The following is a 17,724-nucleotide window of genomic DNA, read 5'->3' as shown; positions in this document are numbered from 1 at the left end:
TTCTCGACTTTGTACCACCAATATGCTACATTGGGCATCCGCTACCGTCTCGCTGCCCATTTTCAATACAGCAGTGATATCTATGTATTGGTTATCCTTCAAAGGATTATAGGTTATCTTGGCAGGTTGGTTAACACTCAATGAAAGCTGGTCATCACTCTTCTGTATAGAGTTCAGAGTGAATGTATCGGTATATACCAACGTGTTTTTATTTCTGGAATCCACATAGGTAGCCCGGCAAAGAATCTCTGGCACAGGAGTAGTTGGCGAAACCATCTTTCTTCACAAGCAATGTTCTCCGTCAGCATTCTAGTGAATATAATTGCCTATTCTTCCGAGGTTAATCTGAGTGCTCTCACTGTTTTTCATACCAAGGTGGACAGTCAGCTGACTACTTTATCCCCATTTACTGATAATCTTATCCGGATCGGGACAATACTGAGAATGCCTTTAGCTTCATCGGGGTAATTGGTTCGATTTCGGATGAAGGTGTTAGCATTCGTGTAATAAAACTGTGTCTTACTACCTCCACCATCTATTAACAATACAAAAACTCGCCTCAGAGGCGTATAAACTGGTTCTGACCGCTGCGGTTGAACCCGCGTTTAATTTCATACAATTATGCTATTTTCGATATTAATACTCTCAATACCGTCACGGACGTATGCCGCCTACAGGTTGAATTTCACTTTTCTTGTACCCCCAATTGGAAGGCATGTCCTCGTTTGTCAGGTGCAGTACCCGGCCCGTTATTGGCGTGAGCGGACCGACCAGGCATTATCTTCCGTCACCTGACCACTATCACGAGTTCCATGACAGTCACCGGGCAACACCATCCGGCAGAGATATCATTATAGCCCCAATAGACCAATAGGGGTAAATTCCGCATTGACCTTACCGGCAAAGAAGTTATAAACCGTTACTGGATGAGAATTCAAGGGTTAGTTCTGAGTTACCTTCAATCTGCGCCCAGTCGGTTGCATTCCATTTGGGTTCTTGAAGTGTGCCGGTAGACAGACACATCCATTTTACAGCCGACATGATAGACCGCATCATAAACTGTGGTCTGTAGACTGATAGGGATTGTTCACAGCATCCTCAGATGACCACGGACCCCGATTATTCTCAGAACGAACTGGTGTACCCTGATAGTCTATACGCAATAAGTCCTGTATAGCGATACCACGACAATAGATATAGCTATGTCGGTAGTTTATAGGCAGGTTGTCAAATAGTGACAACTGCTTTAACTTGCCTATAATGATGGCATAGTTATTCTCTTCCAGTATAGGTTTCGTTACTCCATCGAGCATACAGATACACTTCTCACGGGAAGATAGGTACCAATATGCCTGACGATCTTCGTTCACCGGATTACCACGATGAGATAATATCATTAGCGGCTCCGGCGGGTAGTTTTTGCCTCCTGGAACTTCATCGTCCGGATACATGACCGCAGTGATGGTATTAGATACTGTATTCACGTTAAGGACACGCAGCCAGGAAGTATAGTAATCTCCGGTACCTGAAGCAAGATTATTCACCATGCCGTAAACTACATCATTCTCGTCCAAGGCTGTGAAATCATTCTCCCAACGTTTACGAAGCGGTAAACGATAGGTACCATCTTCTAATAGTTCGACACTCTCAATCGTGCCAGATTCGGAAAATGAATAATCACTTTCCATAGCTGAAAGGCGATTAAAAATTATCTCCAAAACGGTCAGCGATGACCGCAACTCCATGCGGTCAGCCTGTATCCTCCCTTTATTATCCGCGATTATGCCCTTGCCCGCAGTTAGTGAGTCTATGGCTTCGCCAACCTCTAGTCCTCCTAATAACCTCAATAGGTAATTAGTGAAATCTAGTTTTATCTTTACGAAGAAACATTGATAACGAACGCAATGCCGAGAACACATTGCTGTCAGTTGCAGGAGTGGAGTCATTCCTTCTTATCACATATACACCACTACCGCTTCCACCTGTATAAACCTGTCCTTTGAGAGTGAGATTTTCCACCTTGTCCTCTAGTTCCCCGATGCGGGAATAGGCAGCAGTTTCCCGACAGTATATACGGGGGAATCATAAGGCTTATCAAGGTTGAATTCGAACCCGATAACCCTCGACAGCCTTCCGTTTTCGAAATAGGCTTTGTTTATGAGGTTCACCCTTTGACCGATACCGTAGAGATTATGCATTCCATCCTCGCTGTATGCGTTATCGGACATCATCGTGCAGTTGTAGGTGTTCGGGTCTATCTTAGATTTGGCAATGTACTTTTCAGCCTCTTCCTTCAGTTCCCGTTCGCAGCGGATACAAGTCCTAATTCTGTTATTTTGGTTGAATCCCAACCTGACAAAACGTAGGTATCGCCGTCTTCGGGGATGAGCACCTCATCGGGTAACGGGCGACCGTAATCCTCGTTTCGGACCAATTTCCCAAAGCTGTTCATCCTTACCGTCGGGATCAAAGGTTACAGCGAACACCATACCGTTCAATTTACCCGACTGGAAGATGATTGTCAATTCCTCACCGGGGAGGATATAATCTTTGGAGAAAGTTATCCCTGTGTCCTTGAAACGGTAAGCGTCCCACTTCTTTTCGGTAGTCGTTCCATCAGCATTCTCAATGGTTTCGGTATATTCCTTGGTAGTGATGTCCGACATAGTTCCAACTCTCCGGGGATAGACTTCATCGAAGATAACCACTTGCTCGATAGCTTCCTCTGTACTCATTTTCGGATAAGCATCTATGTACGGAGTTCCTTCGGGTAGCATCAATCTTTTTTGCACCCACACCATTTTACCACACGCTTCGTCAACGGACGGTAGTTGGCAGGAATGTTCCTTGTCGAGCCGAAAGTATAGATAACGGGTGCATAGGTTGACTGGGAATTCGGAGCGTGACATTTCCCCCACGTTCTTAGCGATTTCCATATTCACGTAGTCGCCAAACTCGCATTTACCGAAGTGGAATAATATTGTCTGTCATCCAGCACTCGCAATCCCATTTCTTCGCCATTTCAAAACAGCATCTAAGATATTGGTGTTATCATAAGTCCATTAACAGAGACTTGTTCTCGACCGTACTGTCAATGGAAAAAATCAAAATCCTGTCCTTTGTAAGTATAACCAAGAGCTTTCAAGTCTCAGGACTATACTTGCTTGTACGTGAGTGGAGCAGTCAGACTCCAGGACGCTTCCTGCCCAGATGTCTCCGGGGTATATTTGAAGATTTTATTTTTCCATTTCCAGTAGTGAGCATCAAAGTCTTAGTTCATAATCATAGCCTGCGTTAATCGGTATTGAAGGTAGGACTCTGCAAATCGCACACTTCAAATAGTCCAAAGTCGCATTCAACGTAAAGTTCCGAGCTTGAAGTATATGGGATTCTCCAAATGAGAATTTCAAAAGTATGTAATCCTCTTTTGGAGCGTTAAGCTTCCGCTTGCAACCTTCGTTGGGAGGGGTTGAAAGAAGAATGGCACTGGATTATGTCTTTGATATCTATCATACCTCAAAGGTCGGAAAATAAAAGAAAGAAGCCCTAACTTTTAGGGCTTCCCTGTTGTGACATTAGAAATAAGGTCACAAATTAAGTTCTATTTGCCGGATTCGGCCTCGAAAATTTACCTTGAAATCTTACCAAAAGTCCTATCTAGCTTCTGAGCATAAGTGACACTCTTGCCAGTATAAAATAGCATGGTAAACCTCGACTACTATTGGTTGGGACTTGAATATCAACCGCACCTTTATACAGTTCATCAAAGAAAGCTTCTTCTTTTGCTTGATAATCTGACTGAGAGAATTACCCTCGATAGTGAACGAAAGAGTTATTTCCGCTCATCAACCTTAGGATTATTGATTATTACCCGTTTTCCATGTTCAAGTCGGCTTTATTCTCAATAAAGTCCTTTCATGGACGGCTGCCCCAATACATCAAGAAACCCCTCTCCCATTCTTACACCCCATGTTGTGTAAGCATCCTTGTTGTTGATAACAGCTCATTCATTTAGTAAATCTGCCATAACTTATAATTTTGATGTATTCTTTTTTACTTCTACTATTTCAGAAATCATTCTAGGACTATTCTTAGAAACAACTTGTTATCCCTTTCTCTTATCTCCTGTCTATCAAGATTTGCCTTCAACTTGTAAAGTCCTCATTTCATTAACAATACCCCTTAAGAGCAGAGACTTCCAATGTCAAAACATCTATTTTTTCATCCGGAAATACAATATTAACTTGCGACTGATAGCCACTTGCGATACTTTCTCTCGTTTGTCCTGCAATATCAGGGTACATTAGCCATTAATCTTGGAATATCTTCATTTGTCAAGTCAAGTAATGACATTTTTTCATTTGGATGGATGAAAGTAGGCCAGTTTTGTGCTATTGATTGATTCTTTATTTCTTCCCCTGCAATCTGCTAAAGCAGTAAACCGACCGTTTAATTCTTTCGCCAGTATCTTGAGACATGGTTTGAAATCCCCGGGAAGAAGAATCTTGTGAAGTAGAAATATCGGAACTCCATCCAAAAGCATCAGCCATTGCATCACGTTCAGCCATAATTTGCTCAGCTAACGCTTTTTGGGAGGCTTTCAATTCTGCCCGATTCTTTAACAGTCAGGTCAAAAACACCCATCTCCATCACTATCTGATTTTTGCAGCCCAATCATTATATAAGGCTTCGATTTTTAGCACGGTACTTATTCGCCACAAGGTTTTTCTAAAATGGCATTCCTTTCAAGTATTCTCCGAAATCATCAGCCATATCTTTACTACTCTTATTTCATATCGGAAAGAGTAGAAAACAAAACTGTCATAGAAAGAATCGAAAGAAACTCCGGTTCATTGTTTCCTGAAGTTTTTGTCTTCATATCCTCTATCTCGTCAGAACAGTCAATAATGTTTTGCAAATACCCTTGTACATCACTGTCCAACTTCGCCCAGAAACGTAGGCGCTTCTTCCTGTAGACGTTTCCAATTGTTCCGCTGTAAGAGAAAATTAGCCCAGTCATACGACCGTCAGCAACCGAGTTGTAATCGAATCCAATAGACTGTGCCGCTTTACGAAGTTCATCCCACCCTTGGCTTGACATTCCTTTTCTCTGACGAACGCCAATGGAGTGAGAACCTGCACTCGCCCCTGCATTAAGCCTCTCTACTCCAAGTGCAACATTGCTTTGAGCTTTCTTATTCAATAAGTCCAGAACTTCTTGCCCAGCCTTACGTGCTTCATCGCCATAAGATATATCTATTATATTTTCTGCTTTTTACTAATAAGCGTGTCCCAAACATCAATAAGTGCCCCATATTCTTCTTTCATTTTATTATAGGCAGAATAATCAGCACCAAGGATACCGATTAATCCTGATGCCATGCCTATTGCTCCACCAATAACTGCTCCCCAAGGTCCACCTACAGACGCACCTGTTGCCGCATAAGAAGCGGTACTACTTAAAACAGAAGTAACCTTTACCAGCCGTACTGTCTGATTTTTACACCCAAATCTCCAAGAACGCCATCCAAACTCTCTCACAGCTGATGCTATACCACTGAACCCCTTAGAGGTACTTTCAAAATCATTATTCTTAAAATCCCTCTTGAATCTGCTTGAATGGATTATCCTTATCAAGCATCTTTTTGAATTTGTTTACTTGAGAGGAAAGATTTGACGTAAACTTGTTTAAGGAAGAAGGGTCAGACATAGCATCATTTATTGCTTTCACAGTCTTCTCATTATCCTTAAATAAGTCGGGTATTTTTGCTCCCTCCACCCCATTCATGTAATCAACAAGTTCTTGAATATCCTCTATTATACTCCTTATTGACGATGAAGAACGATTTGAGAAATCTGTGAAAAATTTACTCCATAATTCTGAATCTTTCATCAATTCATCATCCAGACTATCAAGATCTTCTTTTCTCTGGGCAATAAAAGTGGATTTTTCAACACTCCCCTCTTCTGCGTCCGCAATCTGCTTATCATATTTATCCATGATAGCTTTGCGTTTTTCCTGATATTCTCCATACTTAATATAATACTCATTCCAAGCATCATCTTGCTTATCTTGATACTCTTTTAAGTTCTTTTCGAAAAGCGGCTATTCCACCTTTATACAATTCATTAAAATGGTGTATTCTCATCCTTAGATAGTGTAATCCCACTTCCATCAAAGAACTTTCCTTTATTTTCCGGATTAGCATCCCATGCAGTACGGGCATCCTCAATCTTCTTCCGCAAAGCATCCTCTTTCTGTCGGTCGATAGTTTGCATCTCCTTTTCAAAGTTGAGTTCCATTTCAGCAATGGTCTTGGCCGAACCTTCATCCATTGCTTTTATTACGGGCTTCATCAACTTTCATTTGTAAGTCTTCAGCAGAGCGTTGTTGCTCTAACGCTTGTTTGTCGAGAAGAACTTTGTATTTCTCTTGCTCCTTACGAAGCTTTTCGGCAGCAGATTCTTGCTTGGATGCATTATTGTCATAAACATCTATTCCCGCCTTCTTTAAGATATCATTGATTTCCTTCTCAACTCCAATCTGAAGCTCACTCCATTTTTCAGCTTCATCTTTTAGTGCTTTAATTGTCGCATCTTCATCTATAGAGTTTTCCAAAAGTTGCCTTGTTTCATCTGCTTTATTTTTATCGAAAGACAGCTTTCTGATAGGTATCCCATTCTCATATTCAATATTGCTAGATATTGCTGATATTCCACTTTGTAATGTTATGTTATTTTCTCTCTCTTTGAAATATTGCTCCCATTTCTCCTGCGCAATCTTACCTATAGCTGCAGCTTTTGCCCTCTGCATTATTGCATTTGTTACCGCATCAGATTGATTTATGAAGATATTCTCTGCATCAGATACACCATTAACAGCCAATCCGAGCAGACGGAACGAATCCTTATTCTCTAAAATGAATTTTTGCTTATCTTTTAAACTGCTCCCCAACAATTCATATTCTTTTTTTAGTTTTTGGTATGTAGTCATTTGAGTTGAAGCAGTTGATGCAAATGATTGCATATAAGATTCTTGCATTGCTTTTGCTGCTTCCACCTTTCTATTAATTTCTTCCTGTGCTTTAGCTCCTTCTTTATTAGCTTTGATAAGCAAAGCCATTCCTCCTACAAGTGTTAAAATTGCCGTCCCAAGTAGAATATACGGGTTCACTTTTGCCACTGCATTTAATGCTTTTTGAGCTACCACCTCCGACCATGTAAGCGCTATGAGTTGTGATTTAGCTTTAGCTTCCAAGGCTTGTGAGGCAATTAATGCTTTTGTCTGTAAATCCTCAACAGCACGCATTAATATACCAGTTTTCTTAACCGTGTTATAAGTGGTTTCCAATCCTACAATAATACCTAACAAAGACTGAATCTTGGTTTGAAGCATTATCATCTCTTCGCTTTTCTGATTAAAAAAGCCCATTATCCCTACAACTAAACTTGCAGAACCAGCTATTCCTTGCAGTCCGGTTTTCAATACCAAAAGATTCTTATTTGGATTAGAAAGATACTCCATTTCCGCATTAACAAGAGCCATTTGTGTACGCATTTTTGCGACTTCTTGCCCTACTTGTTGATATTGAGCTGTATCTTGCAGCCCAGCAGAGCGCATCTGCACCAATTGCTCTCGCGCATCCAAAATAAGAGCGCGAGTACGAGCATGTTTCTCATTGCCTTGCTCTATTACAGTATTCAGTTCAGCTTGTCTCTTTCTCTGTTCTGAAATTTGCGATGCTATCTCTTTACTCTTTTGGCTTACACCATCAAGTAGTGGTTTGAATCTTTCTAATTCGCTTGAAATAAGAGCCGTTGCCCCATCACCAATAGGGACACGTGTCATACCTTTCTCTTGTGCTGTATATAATCTATCAAGTATAGATTTATAAGATGCTATTTGCGCCGCTAATGTATCGTAATACTTGATATTTTCGTTTAAATCCTTTATCAAACCTTTCAGCTCCGTTTTGGCACTCTTGACAGCATCAGAAGAAGAGTTTGTAGCTTGCTTGTATTGTTCAATAGCGCTTACATTGTTTGTCTTTATTGCCATTGCCAACTTATTCCATTCTTCTTGCTGCTGTCTAATTTCCTCTTTTTGAACACGAAGTTGTTCAGTCAATTCGGTATTTTTAATGCGAAGGTCTTCCAATTGTTGTATTGGCACATTATTAGAAGTAGAGCCATCAATGCCTGCTTTACCGACTTGTAATAAAGAAGACATAGATTCCACTTTTGCCAATAATTCATCAAAATACTTATTGAGGTTATTACACATCTTCATTAGTTCCGCATCGAATGAAATTAACGGATCTGACGATATTCCGTTTATTGCTTCAGAGACTTTTTGTTTTGCAATCATCATTTCACCTTCCACTTTAGCAATTTTCTGTACCAAAGTGTCATATTGTTCCATGAGAGATTTTAATCGAGCTTCGAAATTTTCTTTAATATCAAGATTTACCCTAATATCAATGCTCTTTAATTCCTTTTTAACACCAGCTATTTCAGCTTTCACCTGCTGCAACTTTTTAATGTCCTCAGACATGTCCGCAATTATTCCCGCCATAATTTATTTAATTAATTTCCATAACATTAAAACTCCTGAATCAAGGACATTGAACCCCTTGCTTGACACATGATTTGCATATTCCATCCCAGCAACCAGAACGAAAGAATACCCAGATGAACTAACTTTCGACCTTGCGAACTCCAAACCTTCCTTAGAACCATGGGAACCATCACCGAATTTTCCTTTAGCCCAAAATGAAACCTGTTTTCCATCTTTGGTGGTAAATTCCACCTTTTGCATATTGTTACCACGCCCTTGAATCTTATAGAAACCACCTTCTTTGATGATTTTCCCGTTATATGCAATAACATATCCGATGGAACTCCTTAAATCACCTGTAATATTTTGATAGTTTCCATCCACAACAGCCTTCTGAACAGCTGCTTCACCAGCTTGTATAAGACGGTCAATGTAGTACTGCTCAATCCTCTTTTCAAGTTCATTCAGTCCTGTTATATCTCCTTTAAATTCCATAGGCTTTTATCTTCAAAATTACTATACTCATTAATCCATGATGAATTTTCATTCATCGAATCCATGACATTCAGGAAAAGGTCACAAATCTATTTCAGACATTCAAAATCAAACCTCTCTCCTACCGATTCTTCTTAATTCTTTACCCCAATGCCAAACAACCAGACGATTGTTACAGATTTCCTCAAAAGTAATCACTCAACAACTTTACTATAAGAATTTCCAACCCAAAGATTTCACTACAACCGAGCTGTGAAAGAATTGGTATAAAAGTAAAGGAAGCAAGTTTTAAAAAACCTTTTTAGAACGAACTATATACGACAATAAAAGAATTGTCGTGAAATAATTTGGAGTAAATAGATTTTGAAGTAAATTTGTAAATTGTTTAATTAAAAATATACGATTATGGAAAACATGCAAAATTTTATTGGATGGATAATAATTATTTTTGGCGTTTTACAAATTATCCTGTTCTTCAAAATATGGATAATGACAGATGATGTGACTAAAATAAAAAATACAATTCAAGCAAATGGATACCCTAATGGGATTTCCCCAGCTAAATTTGAGCTCGCAATGGGGAATATAGAAAAAGCTAAAGAATTAGCAACAAGAGAGTTTATTTCAGATATTTATAAAATATATTCAAATGTATTAAAGTCTGAAAATGAAGAATATGTTAAGCGCTTTAATGTTATAGAGCAAGAATACAGAGCCAAATTCGATAACATTTCATCTTTTATTGACTTTGAAAAATTTTCCACATACGATAAAGCCCAAAAGATATTTTGTTAAAATAACAATAGCGCATACCAACCTAATGACATACATTCTGTTAAAAGGCAGCCCTTGATGTCGTGCAGAGACTGCCTTTTGATAATCGTGTTAGGTCGTCAGAACCGCAACTCTACTTGTTATAATCATGCCAATAATATAGCTTACATCACGAGAACATTCATTCAGCCTTGAAACTGTATCATCTAAGCAGTCCCATTGTCCGGCATCCCTTAGTTCTTTTTCATCCATTGCATCCGAAACAATATTTCGAGCTTGGCTTATTAGGCACATTGCTTTCAATAATTCAGAGTGAATAGCGTTGTTCTTTACTTCTTCGATGTTGATTTCTGTTGCCATAACCGTTTATTTTTTATGTGTTAGTACTTTACAAACTCTATCATAGACATGTGTCTTCTCAAATCTATTCAGTATTGATGCTTTCCCAGCCCCAAAAGCCAATTCACCATTTTTAAACTGATATACGTTAATCCAACCGCCTACTGTATTATACCGGTAAATTCTTACTTCTTGGTTTTCAGCTATTAACTCTAACATAACCGTTATATTTTATGTGTTTATATTTTAATGGAAAAATCTCTCATTGTTACTTCTGAACAGCCTGTAACCGATGTACAGGCTGCCGATAATCAGTGTCATTTCGATCATGCTGATTGATTTTGCTTACCGAACAAATGATGAAGGAAAGCTCTACCTCTTTCCGTCCAGACAGTAATTGTATTGCTTCCTTGTGAACCATCAGAACGTGGAAAAGTAACTGTACGCGGTTTGGTATAGCCTTTCTCGCTATACTTTGCTGTCAACATCCATTGCCCGGACTGCTTAAACATGATACCTTTCGATTTAAGTGCCTTATGAAGCTGTTCCGCTTCTCTCATGCCTAATTCTTTAGCTACCTGTGTACTCGTGTAAGTTTGAGCTGATTGCAATACTTCATCCACGTACTTCACTTTCGGGGCGGCTAGTTTCAGTTGTTCGCTTTGTAGGTGGTTCTCTACCTCTAACCGTTCTTTCTCCGCTTTGGCGGTCTCTAATCTCTTTCTGAGCACTTGCATAGCATAGGCGATGGCTTCGTCGTCATTGGAGACGGTGGTGACACCAGTGGTGAGAAGTTCTTCTATTCTCATGTCTACCCAGACTGCTAAGTCTGAGTTTAGTTTCTGTGCGACACGAATAGCGACAAGGCGATGTGCCCAAGTGCCCGGATTATCACCGCCACGCCTAACTATCAGTAAATCAGCCAAACTATAATTTTGTAGTTTGGTAAGAGAATTGCAATAGTCATTGATTTCTTGAGAGTTAATAATCTGTGTTAAATTCTTCTCTGGATAAGATTTTGCCATTGAAGTGAGATTCACCATGACATTTTTGCCTCTTTCAAAAGGTATTTGATTACCTTTGTAATCGAAATTGATAATTGAATTTTGCATATCGTTATTGATTTTATTGTGGGCAGGCGTTGGTAGCACCTGCTCACATTGTTTATACTAAGCTATCTTTACAAGATTGCACTTCTTGAAGCAACGCCAGTCGCCTACCTCTGTATCAAAGTACACTTGACAGTTATCAGCCGTTTTCTTTGTACCTTTCGTTTCCGGTACTCTGCTTTCTAATAAAGTGCCAAACGCTTGGCGTAACGTGCCATCAGTCTTTTTAAAGTAAAACTCTACTACTTTTACTTTCAAAGCCGTTTTCAGCTTCAAATTAACCCATGCGCATTTTAATGCTTCACTCATGCTGTAACCGTTCTTACGAACAAAAGACCATGCCATTTGCATAACCTCTTTCATCTGACTTTTTAAATTTGTGCTCATACTACTTATATTTTACGTGTTATATAATATATTATATTTTTACATTTGCATGTATAGACTATATTATATAATTAGCAATGATATTAGAGTTAATAAAATATAATACAATATCTTTTTATAGCCTAAATTTAGATTATAATATATAATGTGTATATTTGCGTTTGAATTATAACTTATAATATATTATATATGGAATTAAGAGTTAAAGAAGTATGTAAAGAGAAAGGCTTTACACTTGCGGAAGTAGCATCTAAAATAGGTGTAGCTCAAGCCAGCCTTTCTAAAATGTTAGGAGGAAACCCCACAATTGGTACATTAGAAAAAATTGCCGATGCTTTGGGAGTTCCAGTAACTGAACTATTTGAGAAATCCAACACTGGAGATATAGTAGGCTTCGTAAAGGTCGGCGATACCGTGCATGAGGTGAAGTCTGCGGAGGATGTGAAAGATTTAGCAGGAAAATTATAATAACTTAAATATTGAAGATATGAAATGTCCACATTGTCTTTTGGAGGTAAATCCTTGTTTTACTGAAAGTTATTTAGGAGAATATGAAGACAAAAATAAGTATAGTATCTATTCCATGCATTGTCCTAATAATAAGTGCAGAAAGCTAATACTAAAATTAGCAAATGTGAATAGAATAGCAACTACTATGGGTGAACGCAGTACAATTATATCTGATAACATAATTTATCCTTTGAATAGTGGTCGCACTCCTGCTGCTACCGAAGTGGAGCCGCAATTTGCTGAAGATTATAATGAGGCTTGTTTAATACTTCCATTTAGTCCTAAAGCGAGTGCAGCCTTAAGCCGTAGATGCTTGCAAAATATTATCAGAATAAAGGAGAATATAAAGAAAAAGAACTTGATGTTAGAGATTGATGAACTAATATCATTAAATAAACTGCCTTCTTTTTTGAGTGATAACTTACAAACAATTAGAGGTTTTGGAAATATAGCGGCACATGGAATGGAAGACCAAGTATCAGGGCAAATACTTGATGTAGAACCAGAAGAAGCTGATTTCTTATTGGATATTTTAGAATTGATGTTTGATTTCTATTTTGTACAACCTGCAAAAGCTGCTAAAATAAAGGCTGTACTGAATCAAAAGCTGTCAAATGCTGGGAAGCCAACCATCTAAGAGAGATTCGAACTAAAAATAGTAAGTTTTAAACAGAAATAGCAGTGATTCAATAAGTCACTGCTATTTTTGTATATCAATATTCTGCTTTCAATCACCGCAATATTGACTACCCAAATAACCCCTACTATTTGAGTTATAGCAGTCAGACCAAGTAAGTCTACCCTCGACATGAGAAGTGCGTTCTGCGGGCTTATAATTAGCTACCACAACCTTCACCTTAGCCTCACGCTCTTCTTTGAACTTAACTTCATCTTTAGCCCAACCCCAAGCGAGTTTCAAACATTCGCCAAAGGTTCTGCCCATTCTTGATTTACTTCTGTAGAATCTATGAGCGTTTTTCATGATTTGGGATAAGTTGTAGCGTTTCATAATTGTATGTATGCTTATCGTTAAACATTTAGTTTTATTATCACGATACAAATATAACTACAACTATAACACAAACAAATATTATATAGTTAATAAAAGCTAATCCAATATACATATAGTATATTTTCGTTCAAATAACAACAACTAATACTATAATTTTATATATTTGCAAGAAATAAACTATAAGTATAATTATGAAGTTACGAATATTGGATATCTGCAAGCAAGCAGGAATAACTCAAAAAGAGTTAGCAGAAAGAATAGGGTTATCGGCTGTGGGTTTATCTAAAGCAATCAATGGCAATCCTACTAAAGATACATTGGAGAAAATCGCCAGTGCTCTTAATGTGAGAATAACTGAACTATTCGAGGAACCGACCAACATAAACGGCTACATCGAATTAGATGGAACCATTCACAAAGTTTCAAGCAAGGAGGATATAAAGAAGTTAGCGGAGAATTTATAAGCCAATGATTATGGAAGAAGATTTAATTGAGAATATAAAAGAAGCATTAGGAGTATCAGGGAGTTACACTGATGTTCAACTCCTTGAAAGTCTACGAAAAGCGCGTAACAACTCACATCCGGATAATTTTCATGATATTGAAACGCAAAGGAAAAAAGAGGAAGAGTTCAAAACGTTGAGTGTATTGTACGAATCTTTCCGAAAGTATATAGAAAAAAGGTTTGAAGAAAATGATAGTAAAAAGAAGAAGAAGAAATAATCACCTGCCCCAAGTGTGGTACTAAGTTTAAGATGGAGGAATAAGAGTATGGATATTGATATAAAGGAAGAGCTATCCCGATTTGATACTTTTCTTTCTGAAGATAATAATAACAACATTGTCTTTTCGGGTATATTTGGAATCGGGAAAACCTATTTTTTGAAAAAATATTTTAAAAACAATGACAAATATACACCTATATATTTAACTCCAATAAATTACATTGTTTCAAGTAATGAAGATATATTCGAATACATTAAAGTAGATATTTTATTTGAGTTAATTCGTGTAGGAGCAAATTTCAACAAAGAAAAATGTTCTTTTTCATTAGCAACCCAAATGTATATATTAGAATCTTCCAATAAACTACTTGCCAATCTTCTCAAAATGAGTGAAAAAATAAAGTTTGGGACTGATCTTCTTGAAAAAATCATCAATTTCAAAAAAGAAATAGAAGATTATAAAAAAGACATTTCGATTGATGAAGAGGAAGATGCTATTGGCTTTCTTAAAAACTACACAAAGCAATCTGGAACAATATTCGAAGATAATGCAATTACACAATTAATTCGTAATTTGATAAATTCTCTCAAAAATAGCGAAAAGGAAATAGTACTAATAATTGATGATTTAGACAGAATAGACCCAGAACACATATTTAGAATACTAAATGTATTATCTGCTCATGACAACTTTTATGAAACGAACGAACACAAATTTGGATTTGATAAAACAATTATTGTTTGCGACATTGATAATATCAGAAATATATATAGTTCTAAATATGGCATCGCTGTAGACTTCAATGGATATATTGATAAATTCTACAGTAAAGAGGTTTATCAATTTGACAATACGAAAAACATAATAAAATCTATTATTGATATTCTAACCTCTATTCAATCAAATCAAGAAATCGGAATAAACGATGTATGCAATTTAGCCTGCATATCGTGTGAAGAAATACTTTCATCCTTAATAAAGAGCAAGGCTGTGAACATAAGAACTTTGCTAAAATACCTCCATAAGACCTATCAAAATAATCGGGTACTAAAAATTGGGAATAGAAGATGCTTAGCTACTAATATATTATCCGTCAATATACTCGATTTTATAAGAAGTATGTTTAGCACTTTTGATGATATGAAAACTGCAATTTACAAATTAAGAGAAAGCGATTTGATAATTAGTAATAAAGATAATTTTCTACGTATTTTTTTAGCATTAGCTGACTATCCCCAAAACCATTTCCATGCTAATAATTATACATCTTATGATATTCATTATAATGTTGGGAATGCAATAGATTTCGGACTAATAGATATTGATTACCAGGATAGTACTACAGAAAAAATAAAAGCAGTAGATTGTTCTAATATATTAAGAAGCGCTTTTAGTAATTACTGTGACTATTTTGCATAAATTTAGAGAGAATAACTATTAATACCAAACGCCCCATGTGTCACTAAATAAACTCAAATTCCATGCCAATATGAGTATTCCAAGAAATCATCATTATGTATCCCAAATACATATAAAACAATTCTTTAATAAAGAAGAAAATCTAATATATCTTTATGATAAAATGAAATGTAACTTCTTCTCTAAAAACACGACAAAAAGTCTTTTTAGCGAGAAAGATTCTAACACACGTTTTATCAATCATAAAAAAGATTATTGTACATTAGAAGAAGACTTAAACAGTCATTTCGAGAGCAAATTCCCGGAGAATTTTAAAATAATAGAAGATTTTATATCAAACGAAATACTAACTGAATCAGTAAATAATGCTCTATTATTTTTTGCCAAATATGGAATTATTGGTGATATGCGAACACCTCAATATAAACAAAATGTTGATGACAATATTTTAGAAGCATTTCAACCCATTATACATCAATGTACTCCCCAATTGAAACAGAAACTTCAAGAGATGTTTGCTTTCAAACAAGAGGCAAAATACTCAAATGTTATAGAATATTCCAACATTGCAGAACAAATAATAGAAAAAATAGGGAACCTTGTTTTTGCTATTATTATACCTAATAATCCTAATGATTATTTCCTTTTACCTGATTGTTCATCATTTACTTCCAGAGAAAAAATAAATATATACTTCAATCCTGATATTAAGGAAATAGCATATATTGCAATTCCACTTTCAAGCAAAATATTTATTCATTTTTATTCTGAAAAATTATTCGACAATAGTATTCCACATTCAATTATAAAAAAGGCCAAATCTGAAGAAGTACTTGAACTCAATCTGAAAACATTAAACTTTAGCTACACAACAGTTGGATGTGAGAGCGAATTATATCTACGTTCATTTATTGAAAAAGTTCATAATCAATAATATTAAAGCCGGATTCCTCCGGCTTTTTCTTTACCCATTAGCATTTCCCATATAAGTCCTACGAGAAACTTGCTTATTCCAACTTGTTCCACTTCTATTGAAGTTTCCCAAATATCGACCTTGAATCCGATTCACAAGATTATTGGGGTTGCTTGCATCGCTCCCGTAACGTCTTTCTGCAATTCGATTCGCTTGTCGAGCTATTTCCCAACCTGATTTAGTTTTTCTTTTTCTGACTCAGCTAAAAATTAAATAAATTATACAATTTAACTCCGGCTTTTATTTCTTCCTCTTCAGCATATCCTTTCCAGATGTATTACTCACCTTCTCCCCATATACCACATGTAATTTATCTTTCTGCATGATAATCAAATTGCGATATGGAATCTTATACACCACCTCTTCATATCCCAAGTGTAACGAATCCATGAACGATGCAATCTGTCCAAGTAAACAGTTATTTCCTGCTACCTCTGTTTCGCTGCCAGACCTACTACGTTCTTCGCTAAAGCTGACAGCCTCATAAAATTTTCAATCGAAATCAATGATAAAGCAATGGATAAAGCTTCTACATTCTCTTCAAATGTTCCCCTTGATAATTCCTCAAACAGTTCATCATTCCCATTGATAAACCAGGAAAGGGCATGTGAGGCATTCGGAGTGTCTTTCATAGATCGGAATATGTCCTCTAAGTTCTCTATCTTCCCAACATTCGACAGATAACTTGCTGCTCCAGCTATTTTATGAATGGTAGGAGGATAAATGATATACGATTTTCCATTCACTACCACAACTTTAAAATCATTGCCTATTATGGCATCCGAAACAATTCTCGCACCTTGATTCATATTCTTTAAATAAAAAAGGGTGAAGGCAGCAAATTCCACTCCCACCCTTCCATTAAATAATCTTATTTACCTTAACCTTCTGGAATGACCACTTCCGATTCGTCAAACCACTTTTCGGAAGCCAATCCATCTACTCCTGTAGCAAGAGGAACGGCTGAAACAGCCAATCCAACAGCCTTATCAGTATTGGATCCACGAGCATTGATAGCCGCTTTGGGAAACACAACGTATACACCATCTTTGGTTTTTCCAATGATACATTTATAAATAGGCTTGTATTTGCCTCTTTCCCAATTCTTTTCAGTGGCTTTTCCACCTTGCAAGTCTTCTTTGGTTTTGTAGTCATACTCACCAATGGTAAAGTTGATTTTCACCTCACCCGGTTCGGACGTTTCCCGGTAGTACTCACCTGTCAAGGCGTTTTTGTACCTTGTAACACTCGCCTCCGCTTCCTCGTACTGATACGTATCACCGTGTACGTTCTTGACCTGCTTCGTTGCTGCGTTTTTCAGAATAGCAGCAACTTCCGCGCCTGTTAATCCGGTAGCCGGAGTTGTAACCGTTTTAACAGGTTCTGCGTAATACAATTCATCAATTTCTACTGCTGAAATCAT

At 37.1% G+C, this 17,724-nt stretch carries 25 protein-coding genes; 7 read left to right on the top strand and 18 right to left on the bottom strand.

What is annotated here, in order from left to right:
* From K429_RS0107980 to K429_RS0107925, 11 genes are all read right to left on the bottom strand, one after another.
* A partial coding sequence (locus tag K429_RS0107980) for a hypothetical protein (RefSeq protein ID WP_025726604.1) occupies positions 1 to 276 on the bottom strand: 276 nt, incomplete at its 3' end.
* Positions 277 to 909: 633 nt separating this feature from the next.
* Complete coding sequence (locus K429_RS30270) at positions 910 to 1,056, bottom strand: hypothetical protein (protein ID WP_155923383.1); 147 nt, start codon at positions 1,054 to 1,056, stop codon at positions 910 to 912.
* Positions 1,053 to 1,946, bottom strand: coding sequence for a hypothetical protein (locus K429_RS30655; protein WP_197031234.1), 894 nt, complete (start codon positions 1,944 to 1,946; stop codon positions 1,053 to 1,055). The genes K429_RS30270 and K429_RS30655 overlap by 4 nt, the downstream gene beginning before the upstream one ends.
* 81 nt (positions 1,947 to 2,027) lie before the next feature.
* Complete coding sequence (locus K429_RS30650) at positions 2,028 to 2,351, bottom strand: hypothetical protein (RefSeq protein WP_025726602.1); 324 nt, start codon at positions 2,349 to 2,351, stop codon at positions 2,028 to 2,030.
* A gap of 42 nt (positions 2,352 to 2,393) precedes the next feature.
* Entirely contained in the window at positions 2,394 to 2,936 is a 543-nt protein-coding gene (locus K429_RS30645) for a hypothetical protein (RefSeq protein WP_197031233.1), read from the bottom strand.
* A 1,850-nt stretch (positions 2,937 to 4,786) separates the two neighbouring features.
* Complete coding sequence (locus tag K429_RS30640; protein WP_197031232.1) at positions 4,787 to 5,101, bottom strand: hypothetical protein; 315 nt, start codon at positions 5,099 to 5,101, stop codon at positions 4,787 to 4,789.
* A gap of 158 nt (positions 5,102 to 5,259) precedes the next feature.
* Entirely contained in the window at positions 5,260 to 5,541 is a 282-nt protein-coding gene (locus K429_RS30635) for a hypothetical protein (protein ID WP_197031231.1), read from the bottom strand.
* A 52-nt stretch (positions 5,542 to 5,593) separates the two neighbouring features.
* A complete protein-coding gene (locus K429_RS0107940; RefSeq protein ID WP_025726598.1) occupies positions 5,594 to 6,001 on the bottom strand; it encodes a hypothetical protein in 408 nt (135 codons plus the stop codon).
* A gap of 128 nt (positions 6,002 to 6,129) precedes the next feature.
* Positions 6,130 to 6,357, bottom strand: a complete 228-nt coding sequence (locus K429_RS30860; protein ID WP_231501824.1) for a hypothetical protein — start codon at positions 6,355 to 6,357, stop codon at positions 6,130 to 6,132.
* Entirely contained in the window at positions 6,329 to 8,575 is a 2,247-nt protein-coding gene (locus tag K429_RS30855) for a hypothetical protein (protein WP_025726596.1), read from the bottom strand. Before K429_RS30855 ends, K429_RS30860 begins: the two co-directional genes overlap by 29 nt.
* Positions 8,576 to 8,578: 3 nt before the next feature.
* Positions 8,579 to 9,052, bottom strand: coding sequence for a hypothetical protein (locus K429_RS0107925; RefSeq protein ID WP_025726595.1), 474 nt, complete (start codon positions 9,050 to 9,052; stop codon positions 8,579 to 8,581).
* 405 nt (positions 9,053 to 9,457) lie between these two features.
* On the opposite strand from K429_RS0107925, the gene K429_RS0107920 reads away from it, so the two are divergent.
* The gene (locus tag K429_RS0107920; protein WP_033160766.1) at positions 9,458 to 9,847 is read left to right on the top strand and encodes a hypothetical protein; all 390 of its coding nucleotides are present in this window, start codon (positions 9,458 to 9,460) and stop codon (positions 9,845 to 9,847) included.
* 90 nt (positions 9,848 to 9,937) lie between these two features.
* Here the strand turns inward: K429_RS0107920 and K429_RS0107915 are convergent, their stop codons facing one another.
* From K429_RS0107915 to K429_RS0107900, 4 genes are all read right to left on the bottom strand, one after another.
* Positions 9,938 to 10,186 (bottom strand): hypothetical protein, encoded by a 249-nt coding sequence (locus tag K429_RS0107915; protein ID WP_025726593.1) that lies wholly within the window; start codon positions 10,184 to 10,186, stop codon positions 9,938 to 9,940.
* A gap of 6 nt (positions 10,187 to 10,192) precedes the next feature.
* Positions 10,193 to 10,384, bottom strand: coding sequence for a hypothetical protein (locus K429_RS0107910; RefSeq protein ID WP_025726592.1), 192 nt, complete (start codon positions 10,382 to 10,384; stop codon positions 10,193 to 10,195).
* A gap of 107 nt (positions 10,385 to 10,491) precedes the next feature.
* Positions 10,492 to 11,277: a phage antirepressor KilAC domain-containing protein gene (locus tag K429_RS0107905; protein ID WP_025726591.1), complete on the bottom strand. Its 786-nt coding sequence runs from the start codon at positions 11,275 to 11,277 to the stop codon at positions 10,492 to 10,494.
* Between the two features lie 57 nt (positions 11,278 to 11,334).
* A complete protein-coding gene (locus tag K429_RS0107900) occupies positions 11,335 to 11,661 on the bottom strand; it encodes an SH3 beta-barrel fold-containing protein (RefSeq protein ID WP_025726590.1) in 327 nt (108 codons plus the stop codon).
* A 189-nt stretch (positions 11,662 to 11,850) separates the two neighbouring features.
* Between K429_RS0107900 and K429_RS0107895 the strand changes: the two genes are divergently transcribed.
* From K429_RS0107895 to K429_RS0107865, 6 genes are all read left to right on the top strand, one after another.
* On the top strand, positions 11,851 to 12,129 hold the full coding sequence (locus K429_RS0107895; RefSeq protein WP_025726589.1) for a helix-turn-helix domain-containing protein: 279 nt from the start codon (positions 11,851 to 11,853) through the stop codon (positions 12,127 to 12,129).
* Positions 12,130 to 12,148: 19 nt separating this feature from the next.
* The gene (locus tag K429_RS0107890; protein WP_025726588.1) at positions 12,149 to 12,808 is read left to right on the top strand and encodes a DUF4145 domain-containing protein; all 660 of its coding nucleotides are present in this window, start codon (positions 12,149 to 12,151) and stop codon (positions 12,806 to 12,808) included.
* Between the two features lie 566 nt (positions 12,809 to 13,374).
* Positions 13,375 to 13,647, top strand: coding sequence for a helix-turn-helix domain-containing protein (locus K429_RS0107880; RefSeq protein WP_025726586.1), 273 nt, complete (start codon positions 13,375 to 13,377; stop codon positions 13,645 to 13,647).
* 10 nt (positions 13,648 to 13,657) lie between these two features.
* A complete protein-coding gene (locus tag K429_RS0107875; RefSeq protein WP_155923382.1) occupies positions 13,658 to 13,906 on the top strand; it encodes a hypothetical protein in 249 nt (82 codons plus the stop codon).
* Between the two features lie 48 nt (positions 13,907 to 13,954).
* Positions 13,955 to 15,328, top strand: coding sequence for a P-loop NTPase fold protein (locus K429_RS28530; protein WP_025726584.1), 1,374 nt, complete (start codon positions 13,955 to 13,957; stop codon positions 15,326 to 15,328).
* Positions 15,329 to 15,398: 70 nt separating this feature from the next.
* Positions 15,399 to 16,262: a DUF4238 domain-containing protein gene (locus K429_RS0107865; RefSeq protein ID WP_025726583.1), complete on the top strand. Its 864-nt coding sequence runs from the start codon at positions 15,399 to 15,401 to the stop codon at positions 16,260 to 16,262.
* Positions 16,263 to 16,541: 279 nt separating this feature from the next.
* On the opposite strand, the gene K429_RS30630 is transcribed toward K429_RS0107865, so the two are convergent.
* The 3 genes from K429_RS30630 to K429_RS0107850 form a co-directional block, all read right to left on the bottom strand.
* Entirely contained in the window at positions 16,542 to 16,691 is a 150-nt protein-coding gene (locus tag K429_RS30630) for a hypothetical protein (RefSeq protein WP_197031230.1), read from the bottom strand.
* A 38-nt stretch (positions 16,692 to 16,729) separates the two neighbouring features.
* Positions 16,730 to 17,110 carry a hypothetical protein gene (locus K429_RS0107855; RefSeq protein ID WP_025726582.1) on the bottom strand — a complete coding sequence of 127 codons (381 nt, stop codon included), beginning with the start codon at positions 17,108 to 17,110 and terminating at the stop codon, positions 16,730 to 16,732.
* Positions 17,111 to 17,181: 71 nt separating this feature from the next.
* On the bottom strand, positions 17,182 to 17,724 hold the full coding sequence (locus K429_RS0107850) for a hypothetical protein (RefSeq protein WP_025726581.1): 543 nt from the start codon (positions 17,722 to 17,724) through the stop codon (positions 17,182 to 17,184).

The organism is Bacteroides sp. 14(A) (assembly GCF_000526555.1).
In the GTDB taxonomy this organism is placed as follows: Bacteria; Bacteroidota; Bacteroidia; order Bacteroidales; family Bacteroidaceae; genus Bacteroides; species Bacteroides cellulosilyticus.
The sequence above is the reverse complement of the archived record's forward strand: the minus strand, read 5'-3'. Positions and strand labels throughout refer to the sequence as shown.

Bases quoted from the DNA above. Each gene is read 5' to 3' on its own strand.
- K429_RS30270 (WP_155923383.1), bottom strand. From the start codon at position 1,056: ATGATGCGGTCTATCATGTCGGCTGTAAAATGGATGTGTCTGTCTACC.
- K429_RS30655 (WP_197031234.1), bottom strand. From the start codon at position 1,946: ATGACTCCACTCCTGCAACTGACAGCAATGTGTTCTCGGCATTGCGTT.
- K429_RS30645 (WP_197031233.1), bottom strand. From the start codon at position 2,936: ATGGAAATCGCTAAGAACGTGGGGGAAATGTCACGCTCCGAATTCCCA.
- K429_RS30640 (WP_197031232.1), bottom strand. From the start codon at position 5,101: ATGTCAAGCCAAGGGTGGGATGAACTTCGTAAAGCGGCACAGTCTATT.
- K429_RS0107940 (WP_025726598.1), bottom strand. From the start codon at position 6,001: ATGGATAAATATGATAAGCAGATTGCGGACGCAGAAGAGGGGAGTGTT.
- K429_RS30860 (WP_231501824.1), bottom strand. From the start codon at position 6,357: ATGAAGCCCGTAATAAAAGCAATGGATGAAGGTTCGGCCAAGACCATT.
- K429_RS30855 (WP_025726596.1), bottom strand. From the start codon at position 8,575: ATGGCGGGAATAATTGCGGACATGTCTGAGGACATTAAAAAGTTGCAG.
- K429_RS0107925 (WP_025726595.1), bottom strand. From the start codon at position 9,052: ATGGAATTTAAAGGAGATATAACAGGACTGAATGAACTTGAAAAGAGG.
- K429_RS0107920 (WP_033160766.1), top strand. From the start codon at position 9,458: ATGGAAAACATGCAAAATTTTATTGGATGGATAATAATTATTTTTGGC.
- K429_RS0107915 (WP_025726593.1), bottom strand. From the start codon at position 10,186: ATGGCAACAGAAATCAACATCGAAGAAGTAAAGAACAACGCTATTCAC.
- K429_RS0107910 (WP_025726592.1), bottom strand. From the start codon at position 10,384: ATGTTAGAGTTAATAGCTGAAAACCAAGAAGTAAGAATTTACCGGTAT.
- K429_RS0107905 (WP_025726591.1), bottom strand. From the start codon at position 11,277: ATGCAAAATTCAATTATCAATTTCGATTACAAAGGTAATCAAATACCT.
- K429_RS0107900 (WP_025726590.1), bottom strand. From the start codon at position 11,661: ATGAGCACAAATTTAAAAAGTCAGATGAAAGAGGTTATGCAAATGGCA.
- K429_RS0107895 (WP_025726589.1), top strand. From the start codon at position 11,851: ATGGAATTAAGAGTTAAAGAAGTATGTAAAGAGAAAGGCTTTACACTT.
- K429_RS0107890 (WP_025726588.1), top strand. From the start codon at position 12,149: ATGAAATGTCCACATTGTCTTTTGGAGGTAAATCCTTGTTTTACTGAA.
- K429_RS0107880 (WP_025726586.1), top strand. From the start codon at position 13,375: ATGAAGTTACGAATATTGGATATCTGCAAGCAAGCAGGAATAACTCAA.
- K429_RS0107875 (WP_155923382.1), top strand. From the start codon at position 13,658: ATGGAAGAAGATTTAATTGAGAATATAAAAGAAGCATTAGGAGTATCA.
- K429_RS28530 (WP_025726584.1), top strand. From the start codon at position 13,955: ATGGATATTGATATAAAGGAAGAGCTATCCCGATTTGATACTTTTCTT.
- K429_RS0107865 (WP_025726583.1), top strand. From the start codon at position 15,399: ATGAGTATTCCAAGAAATCATCATTATGTATCCCAAATACATATAAAA.
- K429_RS30630 (WP_197031230.1), bottom strand. From the start codon at position 16,691: ATGGATTCGTTACACTTGGGATATGAAGAGGTGGTGTATAAGATTCCA.
- K429_RS0107855 (WP_025726582.1), bottom strand. From the start codon at position 17,110: ATGAATCAAGGTGCGAGAATTGTTTCGGATGCCATAATAGGCAATGAT.
- K429_RS0107850 (WP_025726581.1), bottom strand. From the start codon at position 17,724: ATGATTTCAGCAGTAGAAATTGATGAATTGTATTACGCAGAACCTGTT.